Source organism: Hyphomicrobium sp. (assembly GCF_003987855.1).
Lineage (GTDB): Bacteria > Pseudomonadota > Alphaproteobacteria > Rhizobiales > Hyphomicrobiaceae > Hyphomicrobium_B.
On the sequence record NZ_RXIZ01000002.1, the window covers coordinates 1 to 22,314 of the forward strand.

The following is a 22,314-nucleotide window of genomic DNA, read 5'->3' on the forward strand; positions in this document are numbered from 1 at the left end:
GGAACTCGCGCTCTTCCTCTTCGAGGCGCTTGAGCGTCGCCTCGCGATAGTCGTCGAAAGCCTTGTTGCCGCTGGAATAAGCTGCGCGACCGAAGCCGCCGAACTTCTCTTCCATACGAGACCTAGCGCGCTCGAAACCTTCCGACATTCGGGCTTCCCAGCGCTCGCGGCCCCGACCACCGTGCCATCCGCAGTTCATGCGTCCACTCCAAAGCATATAGGCCAGGATGGCGAGACCAGCCGGCCAGAAAAAGATGAAACCCAAGACCATCGCGGCAATCCATGCAGGACGCCCGAAGTCGTCGAGTGTCTGAACCACTTGCGTCATCGCCACCCTCTCCTCGTTTAGGATGTAAATGTATTTTACATTCACATAGGTGGGAGGGCAAGGGGTGAGTTCAAGGGTTTTCCGAGCGGCTTTGCGAAAAATAGGTCGCCCTTAGCCGGGCCAAGTTCAACTGACGCGCTACCCCGCGGCACGTTACGGCTTCTGAGGTTATGGGGTCTTGGCTTTTCGGACGCCGAGGCCGTCGAGGTAGATCAGCACGGCAGCGTCGAGCAGATCTTCCGGCGTCATCGGGATCGGCCTGCGGGCTTCGTCGCCACGCGCGAACAATGAGGCGATGCCGTGAGCTTCCGCCCAGATGTGAAGCGCCATCATCATCACGGGAGGGCGCTTGTCGTCCGGCAGATTGGCGACCATCGCCGCGCAGGCATCCTTCAGCACGGCGAAAGCGCGATCGCCCGCAACGTGCAGATCTGGAAACGCGGCGAAGGATAAGCCCGACTCGAACATCGCCGAGTATTGCGCCGGCTCCTGCCGCGCAAAGGCGAGATAAGCCCGGCCGACGCGCTCGAAAGCGGTGAAGGCGTCGGGCGTGCCACCAGCCCACGCCTGCTTCAGCTTCGTCTCGAAAAGTTCGAAGGCGCGGCGCGCGACGTCGGCCATCAGCGCGTCGCGATCGCGGTAATGGCGGTATGGCGCGGCTGGGCTGACACCGGCGGCGCGCGCTGCTTCGGCAAATGTGAATCCCGCCGGGCCCTTCGCGGCAATCAAATCGAGCGCAGCCTTCATCAATGCTTCGCGTAGATTGCCGTGATGGTAGCCGCGGCGCGAGCCGGGCGGCGGATCGTGATCCCAGGTCATGGCCCGCTTCTAGCGGATTTGCGCGCGCTCCGCATCCGCCCCTTGCAGCCGTTGCAACCGGCTATTTGCAAATATGCATCAGCCCGTCGCGACCGTGATGGGCGAGATCGAGGTGGAAATGGTCGCTGTGAAGGCTGTTGTAATTCGGACCGAGAACGGTGGTGAAGTATTCGCACGCGCCGTCGTGCACGCTGCGCAGGAACGCCTGTTCGCGCGGTGAGCCGTTCCAGTCGCGCTTCACGATTATCGTGCTGCCATCGGCCAACACAAAGCCGCCGATGTCGACGGCGTTGGCGTAGGCGTGTTCGGAGATCATCGCGCCTTCGACGCTGTTCATCGGACGGCAGGAGTATGAGGCGAGAACTTTCACGCCCGAGAGTTCCTGGCGGAAATTATAGCGCGCGGCGGGCTCCACGACCTCTTTCACCCAGCGATCGATCTGCGGGATCATCGGGCAGCGGAGCGATGCCGCAGGGATGAGGGCAACGCGACCGCGGTCGGCGGCGGACATCTCGAATGGACTTTCAGCGCCGCACACGCTCGGGCCGCCCAACGCCGATCGCGCGCGGACGAAAGCTGTTTGCTGCACGGCTCCGGAGGCAAGGCAGGCGCGTTCTTCCGGCGAGCGCCACGGATCGTCCCTGACCTGAAAGTTGGGACCCGTCGTACCGCAGCCCCATAGCAAGCCGAGCCCTGAAGTCATCAGGACGGCACAAGGCGCGAGAACTCGGATACGACGCGGAACCATGGGAGGGAATTAAGCGGCGTTAACGTAAACGGCCGGTTAAGGAAGTGCGCGATCGGCCGCCAGCCTCCACGTTTCCCGGATTTTCAGACTGATTTGGGCCGCTTGCTTGTCCGAGCGGTGGCGGATTGCAGGTCGTCTCGCGGCGGCGACTCGTGTGGCGGTCAAGCCGCATCATGGCGGGCAGGCAAAGTTATCCACAGTCCACTGAGGACCGACATATCACTGAGATCGCCCCGTCATTGAGGCGGGCTATCTGGCAGTTGCTCCCGGAGTGCGGGCCGGGCTCGAACTCGTATCGCGTGCGAGACCGGAAATGCACCGTCCCGCGTCTTCAATCGGACTTGTACAGCGTACCGGTCTGAAGACGCACTGACGGGATCAGAAAGCGCTCGCGTGGGGCCTCTTGGCCTCCGCGAGGGCGTGTGCCCTGAGGACCAAGGTTTCGGCTCGCGATTATCCCCCGTGTCAGCCCGAGGCTCGTTGGTCCCCAGGCGCACCGTTCACTCGATCTTCAGCTTTCGAAAAATGCCAGGGCTTCGGCTTTGAAAGAGCGATCGCCGACTGCGCGATTGTGATCCTTGCCGGGGATGGTGTAGGCGCGGGCTCCGGGAATGAGCCGCGCCAGTTCATCCGCACCGCCCCCGATGACGTCCTGATCGCCGACCGCAACGAGGACAGGCACCGCGATCTCTCTGATCATCTCGGCCGTGATCGGTGCGCGGGATGAGCGAATGCAGGCGGCAAGCGCTTTCAAGTCGCTTTTGGTCTGTTCGGCGAAGGCGCGAAAGGTTCGGGCCGTCGGGTTGGTAACCTCTTCGATGCTCGGCGCCTCAAGCGCTCGCGCAATCGGGCCGGTTCCGGCCATGCCACGGACCATGTTGATGCCGAGCCCGCCGAAGACGACTTTGGCGACGCGATCGGGATGGGTCAGCGCCAGGAATGCGGAGATCCGCGCGCCCATCGAATAGCCGATGACATTCGCCTTCGGCACGCCGACATGATCGAGCAGGCGCCGCGCGTCTTCGGCCATCAACGGCGCGCCGTAGTCAACCAGTTCATAGAGCTTCTGGCTTTGGCCGTGCCCACGGTTGTCGAGAGCGATGACGCGGTAGCCGGCGCGGGTGAGAAACGTCACCCAGCCGGTGTTGACCCAATTCGTCTCGACGTTGGAGGCGAAGCCGTGAACAAGCAGAACCGGGGGCTTTGCCTCACCGCCTCCGGTATCGAGAAAGGCGATGTCGACGCCGTCGCTGTCAAAGTGGTCCATACCCTCGCACTCATTCGGCCGAATGTGTTTTTATGTCCCCCTACCATCCTCGCGGCCACGAGGATATGGTGCGGCCAAACATCTCCCATTGAAGGGCTGAGCATGGCTGGCGCAGTTATCCCGCACTTTGCCAACGACGTTGGCGCCGAGCGCATCTTCGTCGGTGTAAAAGAGTTCAACTGCATGGGCGCCCGCCCTCCGTTCGATCATCCGCACGTCTATCTCGACATGGGTCAGGATAATCAAATCCTGTGCCCCTATTGTTCGACGCTTTACATTTACGATCCGCGCCTCAAGGCAGACGAGAGCGATCCCAAGGGCAGCCTCGTCGCGGACGCCGCTTGATTCCCGATTTCAGCTCGGAAGACGTGTGATGGCATCAGGTCGCCTGAGCGCCGTGATCGCCGGCGGCGGCATCGGCGGGCTAGCGACCGCGATCGCGCTTTCGCAGCGAGGCGTCGACGTGCGCGTGTGTGAACGGCGCGTGGCCTTCCCGGAGGAAGGGGCTGGGATTCAGATCGGCCCGAATGGCGCGCGCGTCCTTGCCGAGCTCGGCGTCGAAGAGTTTCTTCGCGACAAAGTTGCGAGGCCTGATGCGCTCATCGTCCACGACGGGGCGACGGGGCGGGAACTCGCGCGTTTCCCACTCGCAGACTGGATCGAACAACGCCACGGTGCGCCTTATTGGACGTTGCATCGCCGCGATCTGCATCATGCGCTGAGGCGACGGGCAGAAGGCGATCCGCGAATTGTGCTGTCGCCTGGCAACGAGATTGTCGGCTTCGCAAACGACCCTGAGGGGGTGACGGCTGAAGGCATGAACGGCGAAGAGCACCGCGCATCCCTGCTCGTTGCTGCCGACGGCCTTTGGTCGAGGCTGCGTACCCAGATCAGCGGTAGCGCAGCGTCCCTTCATCCCGTCGGCAAGACCGCGTTCCGCAGCGTCGCCGGTGCGAATGCGTTACCTCGAGAACTGGCGAGCAATGCCGTCCATATTTGGCTGACGGCCGGCGCGCATGCCGTCCACTATCCCGTCAGCGGCGGACGTGATGTTGCACTCGTGGTCATCGCCGATTCCACGACTGCGGATGAAGGCTGGGACCGACCTGCCGCAGGCGAGGCTGTGAAGCAGAAGACAGGCGTCTTCGCTGCGCCCTTCCGGTCGCTCGTGGAGCGTGCGCCGGAGTGGCGGCAATGGTCGCTCTATCGCACACAGCCCCTAGTGCGTTGGACGTCGGGCCGCGCCGCACTCCTGGGTGATGCCGCGCATCCGATATTGCCGTTCTTCGCGCAAGGCGCGGTCATGGCACTTGAAGATGCGGCCACGCTTGCTGCGCGCGTCGCATCTTCGAACGGCGACATTGCGAGTTCGCTTTCCGCTTACGAGATGGAACGCCGTCCGCGCGTGGCGAAGGTTGCCGCAGCATCCGTCAGGAACGGCCGCGTCTATCACATGAGCGGACCAGCAGCGTTCGCGCGCGATACTGTGTTGAGAATGCGATCGGGCGCTCGAATCATGGCGGGCTTCGATTGGCTGTACGGCTGGAGGCTCTGACGTGCTGATGCGTCTTGCTTCGATGCTCAAAGGTCGCGCCGATATCGTTACGCTCGGCGCGCAAGGCGTGATCGTCGACGACGCCTCGCGCGTGCTTCTGATCCGGCACGGCTACCGGCCGGGGTGGCATTTTCCAGGCGGGGGCGTCGAGCGCGGCGAGGAAATCGAAGACGCGCTGGCGCGCGAGGTGCTGGAGGAGACGGGTGTGATCATCAAGGAACCGGCGCAGCTCTTGGGCATCTATTCGCACTTCGATCAATTCCCCGGCGATCACATCGTGCTCTTCATGATCCGGCAGTGGCGTCGCGACACGGTGCCGGCGCCAAACGCAGAGATAGCAGAGCAGCGTTTCTTCGCGCTCGATGAGGTCCCGGAAGACCTGGCGACCGGAGCATCTCGCCGGTTGAAGGAAATTTTCGGCGGCATCGAACAATCGAGCGTCTGGTAGCCTGACGATTAAGCGTCTAGAAGGTCGCCCTGCGATCCATTCCGTCCGTGCAAGCAGAGAGACATGGCTTATCTAAGCAGCATCATCGCCAGCTTTCTGGTTGCATTCCCAGCACTGTTCTCGATCGTCAATCCGTTCGGCGGCGCGTTGATCTACAGCCAGATCACGCTTGGCCGGCCGCATCCGGAACGGGTTTTCCTCGCGTGGCGCGTCGCTGCCTATTCGGCCATCGTCATGCTGGTGTCCCTGCTCATCGGCGCGACCCTGATGAGCTTTTTCGGCGTGAGCATCGATGCGCTTCGCGTCGCGGGCGGCACTGTGGTCGCCGTCTCGGGCTGGCGAATGCTTTACAATCCGCAGGAGACCGAGGACCGGAAGCAGGATCATGCGTCCGATACGCGGAGAGCGACGGCGTGGAGCAGCGATGTCGCGTTCTTTCCGCTGACGATGCCGTTCACCACGGGGCCCGGGACGATATCGGTCGCCATCGCGCTCAGCTCCAACCGGCCGCCCGACGCGGCAGAGCTCCTGCCATTCTTTTGCGGCCTCTGCGGCGCGGCGATCGCGGTCGCGCTGACGATCGGCTTTTGCTACTCATCCGCCGACCGGCTCGTGTCGCTACTCGGACCCGGGCGCGCACGCATTCTGACGCGGCTGTCCGCATTCCTGTTGCTGTGCATCGGCGTGCAGATTCTCATCACCGGCATTCAAGGTGCGCTGGTGAGCGTGATCGCGGCGCATCGCTGAGCGACGCCGTTATCCCGGCTGCTTCGCAAGCTCGGCGACCGTCTCTGCGGCTTCGGCCATCGACGCGCCCCTGAGCAGCAGCCCGAACCAAGCGAACAACTCGCGCGAATGCGGATTGTCGGCGACACGCCACTCGGGATGCCACTGGACCGCCAGAACGCGCTCTCCGGACTTGGGACGAATACCTTCGACCACGCCGTCGGTGCTGGTCGCTTCGACGGCGAGCTTTTGCCCGAGATCGCTGATGCCTTGGAAGTGCGCGGAGTTGACGGTAATCGAGGGCGCACCCATCACGCGCTCCAAAATGCCGGCGCGGGCGAGCTCGACCCGATGCTCGAGCGCGAACATGGTTTCGAGCGGCAAGCCCGGTTCGGTATGATGGATTTGATCGCGGCTCAACTCGCCAAGATCACGGCGCAGCGTTGCCCCGTACGCCACCGCGATCTCCTGGAAGCCGCGGCAAATGCCGAGCACCGGCCGATTGCTTTCGGCGGATTGAGCGATTAGCTGGAACGCCATGCCATCCCGCCCCGGATCGAATGGTCCATCTCCGGCGTCGGCGCTGCCGTAGAGGTTAGGCGCGACATTGGACGGGCTGCCGGTCAGCAGAATACCGTCGAGACGGCTCAGGATCGACCCTGAATCCATGACGTCGGGCATCGACGGCACGAGGACGAAATCGGCACCGACGAACGGCGCGGCCTTCAAATACCGCTCCGCCACCCCCTGCACCGGATCTTCGGGATTTCGCTGACAACAGATGACGCCGACGAGAGGCCGTTTTGGCATGATTGCTAACCTGGCAAGATGGTCACGGCTGCCATATGGCATCGCCGAGTGGAGACGGCAATGGACTGCTCCACATCATAAGACCAAATGGAACCAATTCTCGGTCCCTGTTTCCTAATTGCGGCGCGGCCCATATGGTGGCGCGCAAATTTGAACTGCTTCAGGAGCGCGACGTGGCTGCCGGTTCGACTTTCGTCTGGGACGATGCCTTTCTTTTGGAAGATCAGCTGACGGACGATGAGAAGATCATCCGCGACAGTGCACGCGCCTTCGCCCAGGAGAGACTGCAGCCGCACGTCATCGAGACCTATGCCAACGAAACGACGGACCCGGGAATTTTCCGCGAGATGGGAGCGCTCGGGCTGCTTGGGCCGACTCTTCCTTCGGAGTATGGCGGATCGGAAGCGAGCTACGTGGCGTATGGCCTGATCGCGCGCGAAGTCGAGCGCGTCGATTCCGGCTATCGCTCGATGATGAGCGTGCAGTCGTCACTGGTAATGCATCCGATCTATGCGTACGGCAGCGAGGCGCAGCGCGCGAAGTACCTGCCGAAGCTCGCGAGCGGCGAACTCATCGGCTGCTTCGGGCTGACCGAACCTGACGCGGGTTCCGATCCGGGAGGGATGCGGACGCACGCCGAGAAAATCGACGGCGGCTATCGCATCAGCGGTTCGAAGATGTGGATCACCAACGCACCGATCGCTGATGTGTTCGTCGTCTGGGCGAGGTCCGCAGCGCATGGGGGAAAGATCCGCGGCTTCATTCTCGACAAAGGAATGCGCGGGCTATCAGCGCCGAAGATCGCAGGCAAGCTGTCGTTGCGGGCCTCGATCACCGGCGAGATCGTCATGGATGGCGTCGAAGTTTCTGATGACGCTCTATTGCCGAATGCGCAAGGCTTGGGCGGACCATTCGGCTGTCTCAATCGGGCGCGGTACGGCATCGCGTGGGGCGTGCTCGGCGCGGCGGAATTCTGCTTTCATGCGGCGCGCCAATACACGCTCGACCGCCGCCAGTTCAATCGGCCGCTGGCGGCGACACAGCTCGTTCAGAAGAAGCTCGCCGACATGGAGACGGAGATCACGCTCGGGCTGCAAGCAGCGCTGCGCGTTGGCCGGCTGCTCGACGAAGGGAAAGTCGCGCCGGAAATGATTTCGCTCATCAAGCGCAACAATTGCGGCAAGGCGCTCGATATCGCGCGCGCCGCGCGTGACATGCACGGCGGCAACGGCATCTCGGAAGAATTCCAGGTGATGCGCCACATGCTGAACCTCGAGACCGTCAACACGTACGAAGGCACGCACGACATCCATGCGCTCATCCTCGGCCGCGCCATAACTGGATTGCAGGCCTTCGCATGACCGATAGCGCTTCGAAGCCGCTCGCGGGGTTGCGCGTGTTGGAACTCGCGCGCGTGCTTGCAGGACCGTGGGCAGGACAAACGCTCGCTGACCTTGGCGCATCCGTGATCAAAATCGAGCGGCCGGAAGGCGGGGATGATACGCGCACTTGGGGACCACCCTTCATCGCCGACGATGACGGTCCCGGATCGGCTGCTTACTTCCACGCGACCAATCGCGGAAAGCGCTCGATTGCAATCGACTACGAGAAACCTGAAGGCCGCAGCATCGCACTGGCGCTGGCAACCAAGGCCGATGTCATCATCGAGAACTTCAAGGTCGGCGGCCTGGCCAAGTACGGCCTCGACTATCCCGCGATCAGCGCGGTCAACCCCGGAGTGATCTACTGTTCGATCACGGGCTTTGGACAATCGGGGCCCTACGCGCCGCGCGCCGGATATGATTTCATCGTGCAGGGCATGGGCGGCATCATGGATCTCACCGGCGCGCCGGACGGAGAGCCGCAAAAGATCGGCGTCGCCTTCGCGGACATCTTTACCGGCGTCTATGGCACGATCGGCATTCTCGCGGCGCTGCATCGGCGCGACGCCACGGGAATTGGGGCTTTCATCGACATGGCGTTGCTCGACACGCAGGTGGCCGTGCTTGCCAACCAGGCGATGAACTATCTCGCCTCAGGCAAGGAGCCCCGCCGGCTGGGGAACGCACATCCCAATATCGTGCCGTATCAAGTTTTTCACGCAGCGGACGGCCCCATCATCATCGCGGCCGGTAACGATGGACAGTTCTGCCGGGTGTGCGAGCTGCTCGGGCTTTCCCACCTCGGTGCCGATGAGCGCTTCAAGACGAACGCGCGCCGGATCGCGAACCGGTCCGAACTGATCGCGCTGCTGTCAGCGGAAATCGGAAAGCGCGGCTCGGCCGAACTGCTTGCCGCGCTGGAAGCCGCAGGTGTTCCCGCAGGTCCAGTCAACAAGCTGGATGAGGTCTTCGCAGACCCTCAGATCGTCGCTCGGCAAATGCGCCGCGATCTGGAGAGAGACAGGGGCGCTGCCGTACCGACCGTGCGCAGCCCCATCGTCATTGATGGCGAACCCTGTGTTGCAGAGACCGCAAGCCCCAAGCTCGGCGAGCACACGGCTCAGGTATTCGATCTTCTCGCCGCCGGCAAAGACCCGTGGTCGTGAGTGAATATTATCGTGTGGAATTGGCGTGCGTGGCGCGCGATGCACGCTTTTTCGCAGCCGCTGCTCTGGGGCTCGGACGCGTGACGTGCTCATAGCTTTCGGCAGGAAGCGGCTTACCGAACAGATAGCCTTGAATCTCGTGGCACCCGATCAATCTCAGCATCGCGACCTGCTCTTGGGATTCGACGCCTTCGGCCACGACGCGCAAACCCATCGTGCGGCCCAGTCCAACAACGGAATTCACGATGGCGGCGGCATCGGGACTGTGGACCATGTCGGATACGAAACTGCGATCGACCTTGATGCGATCGAACGGGAAAGCTCGCAGCGTACTGAGAGAAGAATATCCCGTTCCGAAATCGTCCATCGCGACGCTGACACCCAAGCGCTTTAACCGTCGCAGCGTCGCTGTGGCGGTGGTGAGATCCTGAACGAACAGGCTTTCGGTAACTTCTAATTCAAGACGTGCGGGATCGAGGTTCGTCTGCGAGAGCACGTTGGCCACGAGCTGAACGAAATCGTTGCGGACGATTTGGGCCGCCGAGACGTTGACTGCTACGCGCATTTTCTCGTTCCACCGCGCGGCTTCTTCGCAGGCGCGTGTCAGAACGAATTCGCCGATCGCATGGATAGCCCCATTGCCTTCGGCAATCGGAATGAACTGAACCGGGGAAATGGGGCCGAGCTCGGAATGAGTCCAGCGCACGAGCGCTTCGAAAGCCTGAATAGCGCCGGACTTTGCGTCGACCTGCGGCTGAAAGACGAGCGATAATTCTCGCCGTTCGATGGCGAGCTTGATATCTCGTTCGAGCGAGCGCCGCTGACGCTTCTCATATTCCATCCGGGGTTCGAACTTGACGTGCGTGCGACCGCTCCGCTTCGCGCGGCGAAGCGCCGTTTCCGCGTGTTCGAGAAGTTCGTCCTGCTGTCGGCCATCGGCGGGAAAGCTCGCAAGACCGACGCGGACATCGATCATAACCTCTTCGCCGCTGTCGAGCCGGTGACCGCCATAGATGCCGTGGACGATATCCTGCGCGAACTCCTCGGGATCGAAATCTTCCTTACGAGCCGATTTGACGACCAGAAACTGGTCGCCGCCCGTTCGAACGATCAGATCGGAATCTGCCGCGACCGAGCGCAGGAGGTGCCCGACCCTTGCCAAGGTCATATCGCCGTGGATGCGACCATGCAGGTCGTTGATCGCCTGAAACTCGGCGATGTCGATGTGATAGATCGTGACCGAGTGCTGCCGTTCGTTGGCACGTTGGAGAATAAGCGGAAGTCTGTTCTCCAAAGTCGCGCGGTTCCCAAGGCCCGTCAGCGGGTCGAAGAAGGCGAGGTTGTTGAGGCGCGCCCGCGCTTCGGAATTCGCTATGGCGATGGCGCAGAAGTTCAAGCATTCAGCGACGATGCGGCGCTCGAAAGCGTTCGAGTAGCGCTTTTCCCGAAAATAGAGGCCGAAAGCACCGAGGACGCGGCCGTCCTGACTTTGAATGGGGCACGACCAGCAAGCGTGAAGACCGTAGGGCAGGGCTAGGGACTTGTATGGCGCCCACAGCGGGTCGGTCTCGATATCGCAGACCTCGATTGCGGTGCGAAGGTAGATTGCCGTCCCGCAAGAGCCAACGTCCGGTCCGACTTGGATGCCGCTGATCGCCTCCGCGTAACTTTCGGGCAAAGACGGGCCGGCGATCGGTCTCATGCGACCATCATCGTCGACACCAATAACCGAACACACGACGTCGGGCGCCAGGGCTTCGATGCCCCGACAAAACGCTGTCATGACATTCGATAGGGAATCACCCAGCGCGATGCCGACAAGCAGCTCCTGATGGAGAGCATTCAGTCTCTCGCTGATGCCGGTTAAATCCGGAATTGACTTCTCAACGGTCATTGTCGCCGGCAACCATCATCCGGCGTCAACGGGCGCCGAAATGTTCTAAATGCGAACTACGCACACGCACGAAAGCCTTAGAGAATACGCATGCGATGGTGACCGATTGGATAATTTTTCCCGGAACTAGGCCCCTCGTGATGAAAAACTTCGCTACGGCATCGATCGGCGTAAATTTTCGGTAACGAAACGAAAGTTAATGGCTGCGCCGGTCCGGCCGCAAAAATGCCAAACTAAATCCCCCGACGTGACCTCTGATCGCCATCGTCATCGCACGAATGGAGCCACGTCTCGCGGATTAACGTCAACAAAGGGCTTGGCCTTGCACCGAAGTTGAAATAGTCGACTCCTGCCCGATATAAAGCGCTCGGGACGCTCGCTTTTCCTCTCCTCTCACTCTGGCTCATCGCATCATGGCATTCCTGCTCGACCGTCGACACGTCTTGGCCGGCGCACTCACGACCACTGTCGCCGCGTGGTCGGGCCAAGCCAGAAGCGAGGCCCCGGTCGGCGCCGCGACCCTTGGACCGCCGCAGCCCTTTTCGTTCGACGCGCTGAAGCAGCAAGCAAAAACGCTTTCGCAATCGCCCTACGTCCCGCCGGCGCAACCAGACGCTTCCGATCCGTTGCGCGGCATGCCGTTCGATACCTTCGCCCAAGCCGTCTACAAACCCGAGATGGAGCTGTGGCACGGCGTTCCCGGCGCCCAGACCGTGAGGCTCTTTCCGCAGGGCCGGTACTACGCGGAGCCTGTCCGGATCTATGTGCTGGAGAATGGTTCGGCTCGCGAAGTGATGTACAGCCCCGACTACTTCAACATGCCGGCCGATCATCCGTTGCGCAAATTGAAGAACGCGGGCTTTGCCGGTTTTCGGCTGATGAGTCGTGGCGGCGTGAGCGACTGGCTTGCGTATCTCGGCGCATCCTACTTCCGGGCTTCGGACCCCAACGACCAATATGGTGGTTCGGCTCGCGGTCTTGCGCTCAATACGGGCAAGCCGGAAGAGTTTCCGCGCTTCACAAGCTTCTGGCTGGAGCCCAACGGAAACGGCATGAATATCTACGCGCTGCTCGAAAGCCAGAGCGTCACGGGTGCCTACCGCATGGATAGTCGCCGGATCGAAGGCGGACAGGGTGGCGCCCTTCAGGATATCGAATCCGAGCTTTATTTCCGCGCGCCGGTGGAGATGCTTGGTATTGCGCCGCTGACAGGCATGTTCTGGTATGGCGAAAATTCCGGGCATTACCGCGGTGACTGGCGGCCCGAAGTTCATGATTGCGACGGCCTGTCGATCTGGACCGGAACAGGCGAGCGTATCTGGCGGCCTCTTTCCAATCCGCCACGGATCGTGACGAACAGTTTCGTCGACAGCAATCCGAAGGGCTTTGGATTGATCCAGCGCGACCGCAATTTCGAGAACTACCAGGATGACAGCCTGTTTTACGATAGGCGTCCGAGCATGTGGGTGGAGCCTCTGTCAGATTGGGGCAAGGGCGCGGTCAATCTCGTGCAGCTCCCGACCACGAACGAGACCGAAGACAACATGGTGGCGTTCTGGACGCCTGAAGCCCCTGTTGTCGCCGGCTCGGTCATCAATTCGCGTTACCGCCTCTTCTGGGGTATCGACTCTCCACCCGCCGGCGATGTCGCCCGCATCGTTGCGACCCGTATCGGCATTGGCGGCTTGGGCGGCCGGGACCTCGACCTCCGCCACGTCAATCGCGACGCCCGCAAGTTCATGATCGACGTCGAGGGCAAGGTCTTGGACGACCTGACGCGCTACGGCGGGACGAAGACCATGGTGACGACGACCAACGGCACGATCTCGGGCATCGAGGCGTTTCCGGTGGTTGGAACACGCCGCTGGCGCATGATGTTCGACGTCGGCAATCTCAATGGTCAGCCCGCCGACCTGCGTGCCTTCCTGGCCAAAGACGGCGAAGCTTTGAGCGAAACCTGGATCTACCAGATCTTCCCCTAGCCTCGCGATCTGCGACGGATCAGCCGATCGCATCGCTCCAGCGCCTGCGCCTGAACCGCGCATGCATCGATAGCCGCCCGGTAAAACTATGAAATAGCTCCGGATATGCCGTTTCCGCATAACGGTTATTCCTCGCCTGTGCGTTGCAGCAAAAATCCTTTGCCCCCATGCAGTTTGACGGGCGGATCAAGCGGACAGTTGCAATGGGCAAACCAGAATTCATCGGCAAGAAGTCGAAAGCTGCAGGCGGCTGGGGCGCGTTGCGCAGTTGCGGTAAGAAGCTGCTGGCCAGCGGCTCGCCCCTCTCCGGCGCGGTCACGATGCTTAAGGCCAACCAACCGGATGGCTTCGACTGCCCCGGTTGCGCTTGGGGCGACCCCGCGCATGGATCATCATTCGAGTTCTGCGAAAACGGCGTGAAGGCCGTCGCCTGGGAGTCGACGGACAAGCGCGTCCATCCCAACTTCTTCAGGGCGCATACCGTCAGTGAGCTTCGCACCTGGAGCGACTATGAGGTCGAGCGCGCCGGCCGGCTGACACACCCGATGCGCTACGACGCAGCCACCGATCGGTACGTCCAAACAACGTGGGACGAAGCCTTCTCCGAAATCGGTCAGATCCTGCGGAGCCTCGATAGCCCCAATCGCGCTGAGTTCTACACCTCCGGCCGTGCCTCGAACGAAGCTGCCTACATTTATCAGCTTTTCGTTCGGCTCTACGGCACCAACAATTTCCCCGACTGTTCGAATATGTGCCACGAAGCGAGCGGCGTCGCGCTCGAACAGGCCGTCGGCATCGGCAAGGGGTCGGTTCTGCTCGAAGACTTCGAGAAAGCCGACGCAATCTTCGTCATCGGCCAAAATCCCGGCACCAATCATCCGCGCATGCTGGGCGACTTACGCCGCGCGGCGCTTCGCGGAGCCAAGATCGCGGTCTTCAATCCGGTCCGGGAAAAAGGGTTGGAACGCTTCGCCGACCCGCAGGACAAGCTCGAGATGATCACGGGCGGCAGCACGGCGATCGCCAACGAATACTTTCAGGTGCGCTTGGGCGGCGACATGGCCGCGATCCGCGGCATCGCGAAGGCTGTGTTCGCCGCGGACGATGCGGCCTTGGCAGCCGGGCGGCCATCGGTCCTCGATCACGCTTTCCTCAAGCAGCATACGATCGGCTTCCAGGCCTACCGTGCGAGCGTCGAAGCGACGACTTGGAGCGAGATCGAAGATCAGTCGGGCATGAAGCGCTCGCAGTTGGAAGAGCTTGCGACGATCTACATCCAGGCGGAACGGACGATCTGCACGTGGGCGATGGGGGTCACGCAGCATCGTCATTCCGTGGCGACGATCCGCGAAATCGCAAATTTCCTATTTCTGCGCGGCAACGTCGGACGCCCGGGAACCGGGCTCTGTCCGGTACGGGGCCACTCCAACGTTCAAGGAGACCGCACCGTCGGCATCAACGAGAAGCCGTCGAAGGCGTTCCTCGATGCTCTCGAACAGGAATTCCGGGTGCCGATGCCCCGGGAGCATGGCCACAACGTGCTGGCAGCCATCGGCGCCATGCTGGATGGAACGGCGCAGGCTTTCATCGGTCTCGGCGGGAACTTCGCGCGGGCGACGCCGGACAGTCCTCTTATCGCCAAGGCGATGTCGAACCAGAAGCTGACGGTCAACATCGCCACCAAACTCAATCACTCGCACCTTCTGCCGGGCCAAGTGAGCTATGTGCTTCCCTGCCTCGGCCGGACCGAAATCGACCGCAATGCCGACGGCGTTGCGCAGATCGTGACGGTCGAAGATTCGATGAGCATGGTGCATGGTTCGGGCGGCATCAATCGACCGGCTTCTCCGGAGCTTCGTTCCGAAATCGCCATCATCGCCGGCATCGCCGAAGCGACGCTCGGGTCGGAGATCGTCGATTGGAAGGCCCTCGCGCATCATTACGATCGCATTCGCGATCTAATTTCCCGAACCATCCCCGGCTTCCACGATTTCAACGAGCGCGTGCGCAAGCCGCGCGGCTTCCGTCTTCCCAATGGACCGGCTGAGCGCATTTGGAACACGCGCTCAGGCAAGGCGCAGTTCTGGAGTGGCGATCTTCCGAAACAAACGGAGCATCAGCGCGCCTTGGGAGAGCATGGAACATTCGTGCTTCAGACGTTCCGCTCACACGATCAGTATAATACGACTGTGTACGGCCTCGACGACCGCTATCGCGGCATCTATGGCGAACGACGGGTCGTATTCGTGAACCCTGACGATCTCGCCGAGATCGGTGCGAACGCTGGGGATCGCGTCGACATCGTCGGACTTCACGAAGATGGCGTCGAGCGCTTAGCCGAAAGCTTCCGTGTGGTACCGTACGAGCTGCCGCGCGGATCGGTAGCGGGGTATTATCCCGAGCTCAACGTACTCGTTCCGATCTCGACCGCAGGCGAACTCAGCGATACGCCGACCTCGAAGTCGGTTCTCGTCAAGTTCCGCCTCTCCGGCCAAGCCCAGGCGGCATGACGCGTGAACCGCAAGCCGAAATCTCGGAAGAGGCGTTTCTCGACGCAGTCGCGGCAATACGATTTGTAAATGTTGATCTTTCGCCGATCGGAGCCGCGATCCTCGCCGCGCTGCATTTTGCGATCGCGGACGACAGCCGATCGTTTTCGCGGAAGCTCGGCATCGAGCATGCGCTCGTTCTGCGCGAGGTGACGGCACTCTCGAATGTCCCGCTCGATCTGCTTTCCATCGTCAGCCGAAGCGAACGCACGCAGCGCACTCGCTATTCATTGACGGATGAAGGAAAGCGCGTGCTCGCGCGTGCCTTCGCGCAGAGTTGATGTTTCATCCGCCGAAATGCGCGAATTTGGCCCCAAAACCCAGCCGATCGGCATATCCAATTCAGTAATCCATCTAAGCCTGATGGCTTCGCTGTCTTCGATGTGAGGCGCGTCCATGCTATATGATGTCGATGGGGGATATGATCGGAGGCTGACCGATGGAAACTTCTCGTGCATATCTTCCCGATGCGCTTGAGCGCATGACAAGCGTTCTTCAGCGTGCCGCCCAGGAACTCAATCTCGCGCGAGCACCTGCCGCCGAGAAGGAGCGGTTGGCGGTTTGTATCCTTTCGATCGGCAACACCTACACCGACGTCAATCGCCTGCTCGAGAAATCGGTGCGCATCTATCTTCGTTCGCGAACGCGCGTGTTCTCGAAGCCGCAAAGCGCATTTGAGACGAACTCATTCGTCTGAAGTTTTAATCGATGGCGGGCGCCATTCAGTGCCCGCTCCACGGCATGATTGGCACCGTCGAGATCGCGTTGTAGGGCGATCCATCCACAAGACGGTCGCTGATGGCGACATAGACGAGCGTGTTTCGCTTCTTATCGATGGTGCGGAAGACGTGTGTGTGCTTGAAAAACAGTGATGTACTGTCGGAATAAACTTTCTCGTCGTCAGACAGTTTTGAAATATCAGCGGTGATTGGACCCGTCTGCCGGCACGCAATCGAGAACCGCGACGGGTCTTCGGCAAGCCCCAATGAGCCTTTGACCCCGCCCGTACGGGCCTGGCTGATGTGGCAGGTGACGCCCGGAACCTTCGGATCATCAAACGCGCTGACACAGACTTTATCATTTGCGCCGAGGAGCCGGAACGTCGTGCTGATGCAGGCAATGTCGTCTGCCCTGGCCGCCGGAGCAAGAAGCACGAACATTGGCAAAGCAAGCCACAGGGGCAACTTCATGCGGGATCTCCATCGGTCCAGACGCCGGCGAATGGAGTAGGTGGAGCTTCGCTCACGGCTCCGCAAGGAGCCAGAGATCCAAGGCCGATGAAAATTCAGCCTGCGATCAGGCGTGATTGTCCCGCGAAACGATGAAGGTGTTTGGGAACCGCTGCGGCCGCACTTGCTTGGGGAGCGATCCCGGAGCGGCTAGCGCCGCTCCTTGAGATAGCGGGCGGGTACCTCGCCAGCGTTCACCAGCGCCTGAACACATTCAGAAGAGAGGACGCGCCGGTTGCTTTCGAAGCAGCGGCGAAGCTCGGAACTTCCCTGCTTGTACTTGCCGCAGAGGCTTGCGTAATCGGCAGAGCACGCATCCTTGACCTTCTGCGAGTAGGCAAAGGCGCTCGTGCCCGTCAGCGCCACAACGCCCGCAGCAATGACAATGTTCAGCGCTTTTCTGCTCGTTCTCATTACACCCTTCCTGACGCCCTGTCCGCTCACCCCGTTGCCGGGCGACTTCGTCCCCCTCGTCGCGACATCCATTTGCGGACAGGCCTTTTTATGGCGACGAGCTTAACGCGCTAATTGGCACCGCCAAGGCTCGCTGGCAACCATTTCGAGGGCTCGGGCGCATAACAATCATCAAATTGATAACCATATTTCCGCCGCAACGCTGCGCCGCGTTGCCGTTCGTGCGCCTGGGGCACTATTGTCTCGCTTCTAAGTTCTACCTTCAGGCAGCAACTCATGCGGGACAGTATTGCGATGACGATGGTCGCGCGAAAGGCACGGCAGTGGGACGCGTTGCGAAACGGTCTCGCGGCGGCGCTGGTCTTCGCCATTGGTGCGCTTTCGTACGGCGCGCATGCCTATGCCGTCAGTGACAACGTCAAGAACGCGTGCCGCAATGACTACTTCCAACATTGCAGCCAGTTTGCGGTGGGATCGGAAGAGCTGCGCCAGTGCATGCGCGGGGTTGGGGAAAATCTTTCGACACCCTGCCTTGTCGCTCTCGTGCAGGAAGGCGAAATCACCAAGGAAGACGTCGAGCGCCATAACGCTGGCAAGGCCGGCGGCACCACGAAGAAGAAATCGCAAGAAGTGGCCGCCACGGACGCCAGCGATCCCAAGGATGTGAGCGCAAAGGCCGACAGCGCCACCAAGACCACGAAGAAGAAAAAGGGCAAGAAGTCGACCGCAGGAGCCGAAGGATCCGCGACGACAAAGGCCGAAGCCTCCGGGACGAAGGCCCCGGGCAAAAGCGCGAAAGCCAAGAAGGCGGGTAAAGTCGCCACCGGCGGTGCGGCAGCAAAGACGAGCGGAAAAACGGCGAAGAAAAAGGGCGCAGCAAAGTCCGCAAGCGCAGGCACGTCCAACGCGGCTGCTACCGGGACATCCGCTTCCGCAAAAAGCAAAAAGAAGGCGGGAACGACAAGTGTCGCGGCCGGAAAAAAGAAAACCACCGGGACCGCCGGCAAAACAAAGAAAACCGCTAAGAAAAAGACAGCTAAGTCCAGCTCGAAAAAGGCACTTGACGCCCAGACGCCTTAGGGACTTTGACAGAGCGCAAACGAGCGTCGCGAGTTTCAGCTAGAGGCGATCGTCGGACAGTATCGTCCGGAGCTCCGATCATTGGGAGAATTCATGTCTGGCCATTTCCACGCCGTCGTCTGGATTGATCATCACGAGGCGCGCATCTTCTATTTTAACGCGTCGGACGCAAATGAGATCGTGGTTCGGCCCAAGGATCCAGTCCGCCACATTCATCACAAGGCAAATAGCATCGGCAGCGGACACGCGAGCGAAGATTACGCGTACCTGCAGCATGTGACGGACGCGCTGGCTGACGCCGGCGCAATCCTCATCACTGGCCCAGCCGGAGAAAAGAAAGTGCTGGTCGACCATATCGGTCATGCTGCCCCCGCTCTCAAGAGCAAGATCAAGGGCGTCGAGACACTCGGCCATCCCACCGACGGCGAGCTGCTCGCCCTCGCGCGAAAATTCTTCAAGGACGATCATCAGGAACCGCCCCGCGTCAACTAAGCGGCACGCGCCGGCGCGGCTTGGTCCAACAACGCACGCCCGTTGCAGTTCATTGTCTGGTCGCCGGGTTCGGTTGCGCTTGGCGACAGACCGATCACGGTATTAGGTTCAACCTCGCGCGCAAATCTCGACGGATCGATCCGGAAGGGAAAGAGTAGCCATGGCAAACAAAGACCCGATGAGCTGGATGTTGTCGGACGCCATCGAGACGCTCGCTCGCGCGGAACGGATGCACCGCCAGTTCTTCCGGCTCCAACCATCCGGCGCGCCGAACGAGCAGCCGGCGTGGGAGCCGCCGATCGACGTCTTGGAGACGGACCGCGAAATCCTGGTGTTCGTGGCGTTGCCGGGGGTCGATCCTGACAACGTCACGGCATCGATCGAGAACGGTACTCTCATTGTTTCCGGCCGGCGCCTTCTTCCGCCCGAGCTTCGCGATGCCGTCATCCATCGTCTTGAGTTGCCGCAGGGCCGCTTCGAACGGCGGCTTCAACTTCCGGCCGGGCGCTATGGCGTTCGTCAATTCGTAAAGAATGGCTGTCTGGTGTTTTCGCTGACGAAGGCGGGGTGAGGAATTCCTTATGATGACGCTCGGTGACCCCAACGCACCCAAGCCTGACGATGCTGTGCCCGCAGGACAGGGCGGAACAAAAAACGTAGCGCTTCCGTCGGATGCTCTCATCGTCGTTCCTGTCCGCAAGTTCGTCCTGTTTCCCGGTCTCATTCTGCCCATCTCGATCGGCCGCGCCAAATCGATCATGGCGATTCAGCAGGCCGTGCGTGAGGAGCGCCAGATCGGCGTCATTCTTCAGCGCGACCCGGAGAACGAGGATCCCGGGCCCGATGATCTTCACCGCGTCGGTACGCTGGCCAATATCGTGCGCTACATCGCGGCGCCGGATGGCAGCCATCATATCGTCGTGCAAGGCGTACAGCGCATCCGCGTGCTGGACTTCATCCCCGGCACGCCCTTTCCCGTCGCCCGCGTCGTCAACATTCCCGAACCCGAAACGCGTTCCACGGAGATGGAGGCACGATTCCGCAACCTGCAGGCACAGACGCTCGAAGCCGTTCAGCTTCTGCCGCAGGCGCCGCCGGAGTTGATCGCGACAATCCAGGGAGCGACATCTCCCGCGGCGCTCGCCGATCTCGCGGCAGGCTTCATGGACATCGCCGCCGAGCAGAAGCAGTCCATTCTCGAGACCGTCGATCTCATGACCCGGATCGAGCGCGTATCGGCGCTGCTCGCCGAGCGGATAGAGGTGATGCGCCTCACGCAGGAGATTGGGCGGCAGACGAAAGCGGCCTTCGACGAGCGCCAGCGCGAGGCCGTCTTACGCGAGCAGATGGCCGCCATCCAGCGGCAGCTCGGCGAAGGCGACGGCAAGTCGCAAGAAGTTGCCGATCTGACCGAAGCCATCGCCAAGGCGAAGATGCCGCCCGAGGTTGAGAGCCAGGCCAAAAAGGAACTGGCTCGCTATCAGCGCATGCCGGAGGCTGCTGGCGAAGCTGGCATGATCCGGACGTATCTCGATTGGCTGATCGAGCTACCGTGGAGCCTGCCGGAAGAAAAGCCGATCGATATCGCCGAAGCGCGGCGCATTCTCGATCAGGACCATTTCGGGCTCGAGAAGATCAAGACGCGCATTATCGAGTATCTCGCCGTGCGCAAGCTGGCGCCTCAAGGCAAAGCGCCAATCCTTTGTTTCGTTGGGCCACCCGGCGTGGGCAAGACCTCGCTCGGTCAATCGATCGCGCGGGCGATGGGGCGGCCGTTCGTGCGCGTCAGCCTCGGCGGTGTGCACGACGAAGCGGAAATTCGCGGACATCGGCGTACCTATGTCGGCGCGCTTCCCGGCAACATCATCCAAGGCATCAAGAAGGCGGGCGCGCGCAATTGCGTGATGATGCTCGATGAGATCGACAAGATGGGACGCGGCATCCAGGGCGACCCTTCAGCCGCGATGCTCGAAGTTCTCGACCCGGAGCAAAACGGGACCTTCCGCGACAACTACCTGGGCGTCCCCTTCGACTTGAGTCGTGTCGTCTTCATCGCGACGGCCAACATGCTCGATACGATCCCCGGCCCGCTGCGAGACCGCATGGAGATCATCAGTCTCGCGGGATACACCGAAGCGGAAAAATTGCAGATTGCGCGACGCTATCTCGTCAAGCGCCAGCTCGAAGCGAATGGATTGAAGCCGGAACAGGTGGACATCGACGATGAAGCCCTGACGGCCATCATCCGGGGTTACACACGCGAAGCCGGCGTTCGCAATCTCGAGCGCGATATCGGACAAGTCTTCCGCCATGCCGCGGTTCAGATCGCCGATGGGAGCGCCACGCACGTGCACATCGGGGTGGCAGACATCAACACGACGCTCGGGCAACCGCGCTTCGAGAACGAAGTGGCCATGCGCACGAGCGTCCCCGGTGTCGCCACGGGGCTCGCATGGACCCCGGTCGGCGGCGACATCCTCTTCATCGAAGCGACACGCGCGCCCGGCAAGGGCGGTCTTATCCTCACAGGCCAGCTCGGCGACGTGATGCGCGAGAGTGCCCAGGCGGCGATGACGCTCGTGAAGAGCCGCGCCACTTCGCTCGGCATCGATCCCGCCATCTTCGAGCGTAACGACATCCACGTTCACGTGCCGGCGGGCGCAACGCCGAAGGACGGGCCGAGTGCCGGCGTCGCGATGTTCATGGCTCTGGTTTCGCTTCTGACCAACCGGACGATCCGCAACGACACGGCAATGACTGGCGAGATTTCTCTCCGCGGCCTCGTGCTGCCTGTCGGCGGCATCAAAGAGAAGGTCGTGGCCGCTGCGGCTGCCGGTTTGAAGCGCGTGATGCTGCCCGCCCGCAACCGGCGCGATTATGACGATATTCCTGATGATGCGCGTAATCGGCTCGATTTTGTCTGGCTCGAACACGTCGATGAAGCCGTTGCAAATGGCCTTGAGGCCGCGGAAGCAGGGACGCCCAGCAAGATCGATGCGTAGCGACGCGCCCGGAGTTTTCCTGCGGACGCTAGACATTGAATTCCTCGCCCGCTCAGGCGATCCTTAATGAGCATGAGCGAAACAGCCCTTTCCAAACGGGTCGTCTACGCCGCCCTCATCGGTAATCTGCTTGTCGCGGCGACAAAATTCGTTGCCGCTGCGGTGACCAGCAGTTCGTCGATGCTGAGCGAGGCCGTGCATTCGCTGGTCGACACCGGCAACGAAGGCCTCCTCCTCTACGGCTACTTCCGCGCCAGCCGGCGGCCTGATGAAACGCACCCCCTCGGCTACGGGCGCGAACTCTATTTCTGGAGCTTCATCGTCTCGCTTCTGCTGTTTGCAATCGGCGCGGGCGTGTCAATCTATGAAGGCATCACGCACATCCTGGAGCCGGCGCCAATCGTCGATCCCACGGTCAATTAC

Annotated in this window: 23 protein-coding genes; 15 read left to right on the forward strand and 8 right to left on the reverse strand. The window is 61.5% G+C overall.

Annotation, left to right across the window (positions count from 1 at the left end; translation table 11 throughout):
* From EKK30_RS01270 to EKK30_RS01285, 4 genes are all read right to left on the reverse strand, one after another.
* Nucleotides 1–328, reverse strand: a 328-nt coding sequence (locus EKK30_RS01270; RefSeq protein WP_290979082.1) for a DUF2852 domain-containing protein, incomplete at its 3' end; no start/stop codon positions are given.
* A 168-nt stretch (nt 329–496) separates the two neighbouring features.
* Nucleotides 497–1,147, reverse strand: coding sequence for a TetR/AcrR family transcriptional regulator (locus tag EKK30_RS01275; protein ID WP_290979084.1), 651 nt, complete (start codon nt 1,145–1,147; stop codon nt 497–499).
* 61 nt (nt 1,148–1,208) lie between these two features.
* The gene (locus tag EKK30_RS01280) at nt 1,209–1,850 is read right to left on the reverse strand and encodes an extensin family protein (RefSeq protein ID WP_290979087.1); all 642 of its coding nucleotides are present in this window, start codon (nt 1,848–1,850) and stop codon (nt 1,209–1,211) included.
* 556 nt (nt 1,851–2,406) lie between these two features.
* Nucleotides 2,407–3,162, reverse strand: a complete 756-nt coding sequence (locus tag EKK30_RS01285; protein WP_290979088.1) for an alpha/beta hydrolase — start codon at nt 3,160–3,162, stop codon at nt 2,407–2,409.
* Nucleotides 3,163–3,264: 102 nt separating this feature from the next.
* On the opposite strand from EKK30_RS01285, the gene EKK30_RS01290 reads away from it, so the two are divergent.
* The 4 genes from EKK30_RS01290 to EKK30_RS01305 all read left to right on the forward strand — a co-directional run bounded on the left by EKK30_RS01290 (nt 3,265) and on the right by EKK30_RS01305 (nt 5,912).
* Nucleotides 3,265–3,507, forward strand: coding sequence for a zinc-finger domain-containing protein (locus EKK30_RS01290; protein ID WP_290979090.1), 243 nt, complete (start codon nt 3,265–3,267; stop codon nt 3,505–3,507).
* Nucleotides 3,508–3,535: 28 nt separating this feature from the next.
* Nucleotides 3,536–4,717: an FAD-dependent monooxygenase gene (locus EKK30_RS01295; RefSeq protein ID WP_290979093.1), complete on the forward strand. Its 1,182-nt coding sequence runs from the start codon at nt 3,536–3,538 to the stop codon at nt 4,715–4,717.
* A gap of 7 nt (nt 4,718–4,724) precedes the next feature.
* On the forward strand, nt 4,725–5,165 hold the full coding sequence (locus EKK30_RS01300) for an NUDIX domain-containing protein (protein ID WP_290979325.1): 441 nt from the start codon (nt 4,725–4,727) through the stop codon (nt 5,163–5,165).
* Between the two features lie 63 nt (nt 5,166–5,228).
* Entirely contained in the window at nt 5,229–5,912 is a 684-nt protein-coding gene (locus tag EKK30_RS01305; RefSeq protein ID WP_290979097.1) for a MarC family protein, read from the forward strand.
* Nucleotides 5,913–5,921: 9 nt separating this feature from the next.
* On the opposite strand, the gene EKK30_RS01310 is transcribed toward EKK30_RS01305, so the two are convergent.
* Nucleotides 5,922–6,701: a gamma-glutamyl-gamma-aminobutyrate hydrolase family protein gene (locus EKK30_RS01310; protein ID WP_290979100.1), complete on the reverse strand. Its 780-nt coding sequence runs from the start codon at nt 6,699–6,701 to the stop codon at nt 5,922–5,924.
* A gap of 173 nt (nt 6,702–6,874) precedes the next feature.
* On the opposite strand from EKK30_RS01310, the gene EKK30_RS01315 reads away from it, so the two are divergent.
* Together EKK30_RS01315 and EKK30_RS01320 are read left to right on the forward strand one after the other, a co-directional pair.
* Nucleotides 6,875–8,062, forward strand: coding sequence for an acyl-CoA dehydrogenase (locus EKK30_RS01315; RefSeq protein ID WP_290979102.1), 1,188 nt, complete (start codon nt 6,875–6,877; stop codon nt 8,060–8,062).
* On the forward strand, nt 8,059–9,249 hold the full coding sequence (locus tag EKK30_RS01320; protein ID WP_290979105.1) for a CaiB/BaiF CoA-transferase family protein: 1,191 nt from the start codon (nt 8,059–8,061) through the stop codon (nt 9,247–9,249). Before EKK30_RS01315 ends, EKK30_RS01320 begins: the two co-directional genes overlap by 4 nt.
* A 7-nt stretch (nt 9,250–9,256) precedes the next feature.
* On the opposite strand, the gene EKK30_RS01325 is transcribed toward EKK30_RS01320, so the two are convergent.
* Complete coding sequence (locus tag EKK30_RS01325) at nt 9,257–11,143, reverse strand: GGDEF domain-containing protein (protein WP_290979108.1); 1,887 nt, start codon at nt 11,141–11,143, stop codon at nt 9,257–9,259.
* Between the two features lie 413 nt (nt 11,144–11,556).
* Between EKK30_RS01325 and EKK30_RS01330 the strand changes: the two genes are divergently transcribed.
* The 4 genes from EKK30_RS01330 (at nt 11,557) to EKK30_RS01345 (ending at nt 16,371) form a co-directional block, all read left to right on the forward strand.
* Nucleotides 11,557–13,125, forward strand: coding sequence for a glucan biosynthesis protein (locus EKK30_RS01330; RefSeq protein WP_290979111.1), 1,569 nt, complete (start codon nt 11,557–11,559; stop codon nt 13,123–13,125).
* Between the two features lie 203 nt (nt 13,126–13,328).
* The gene (locus EKK30_RS01335; protein WP_290979114.1) at nt 13,329–15,635 is read left to right on the forward strand and encodes an FdhF/YdeP family oxidoreductase; all 2,307 of its coding nucleotides are present in this window, start codon (nt 13,329–13,331) and stop codon (nt 15,633–15,635) included.
* Nucleotides 15,632–15,955, forward strand: a complete 324-nt coding sequence (locus tag EKK30_RS01340; RefSeq protein ID WP_290979117.1) for a hypothetical protein — start codon at nt 15,632–15,634, stop codon at nt 15,953–15,955. Before EKK30_RS01335 ends, EKK30_RS01340 begins: the two co-directional genes overlap by 4 nt.
* A gap of 158 nt (nt 15,956–16,113) precedes the next feature.
* Nucleotides 16,114–16,371 (forward strand): hypothetical protein, encoded by a 258-nt coding sequence (locus tag EKK30_RS01345; protein WP_290979120.1) that lies wholly within the window; start codon nt 16,114–16,116, stop codon nt 16,369–16,371.
* A gap of 25 nt (nt 16,372–16,396) precedes the next feature.
* Here EKK30_RS01345 and EKK30_RS01350 read toward each other — a convergent pair whose 3' ends face one another.
* Both EKK30_RS01350 and EKK30_RS01355 read right to left on the reverse strand, forming a co-directional pair.
* Nucleotides 16,397–16,864 (reverse strand): CreA family protein, encoded by a 468-nt coding sequence (locus EKK30_RS01350; RefSeq protein ID WP_290979123.1) that lies wholly within the window; start codon nt 16,862–16,864, stop codon nt 16,397–16,399.
* 189 nt (nt 16,865–17,053) lie between these two features.
* Entirely contained in the window at nt 17,054–17,317 is a 264-nt protein-coding gene (locus EKK30_RS01355; RefSeq protein ID WP_290979126.1) for a hypothetical protein, read from the reverse strand.
* 276 nt (nt 17,318–17,593) lie between these two features.
* Here EKK30_RS01355 and EKK30_RS01360 point away from each other — a divergent pair, with 276 nt between their 5' ends.
* From EKK30_RS01360 to EKK30_RS01380, 5 genes are all read left to right on the forward strand, one after another.
* Complete coding sequence (locus EKK30_RS01360; RefSeq protein ID WP_290979128.1) at nt 17,594–18,397, forward strand: hypothetical protein; 804 nt, start codon at nt 17,594–17,596, stop codon at nt 18,395–18,397.
* Nucleotides 18,398–18,490: 93 nt separating this feature from the next.
* Nucleotides 18,491–18,889: a translational machinery protein gene (locus tag EKK30_RS01365; protein ID WP_290979131.1), complete on the forward strand. Its 399-nt coding sequence runs from the start codon at nt 18,491–18,493 to the stop codon at nt 18,887–18,889.
* A gap of 160 nt (nt 18,890–19,049) precedes the next feature.
* On the forward strand, nt 19,050–19,460 hold the full coding sequence (locus EKK30_RS01370) for an Hsp20/alpha crystallin family protein (RefSeq protein ID WP_290979134.1): 411 nt from the start codon (nt 19,050–19,052) through the stop codon (nt 19,458–19,460).
* 10 nt (nt 19,461–19,470) lie between these two features.
* Nucleotides 19,471–21,891 carry an endopeptidase La gene (lon, locus tag EKK30_RS01375; RefSeq protein ID WP_290979137.1) on the forward strand — a complete coding sequence of 807 codons (2,421 nt, stop codon included), beginning with the start codon at nt 19,471–19,473 and terminating at the stop codon, nt 21,889–21,891.
* Nucleotides 21,892–21,963: 72 nt separating this feature from the next.
* Nucleotides 21,964–22,314 (forward strand): cation transporter (locus tag EKK30_RS01380; protein WP_290979328.1); only part of this gene is annotated, 351 nt, incomplete at its 3' end.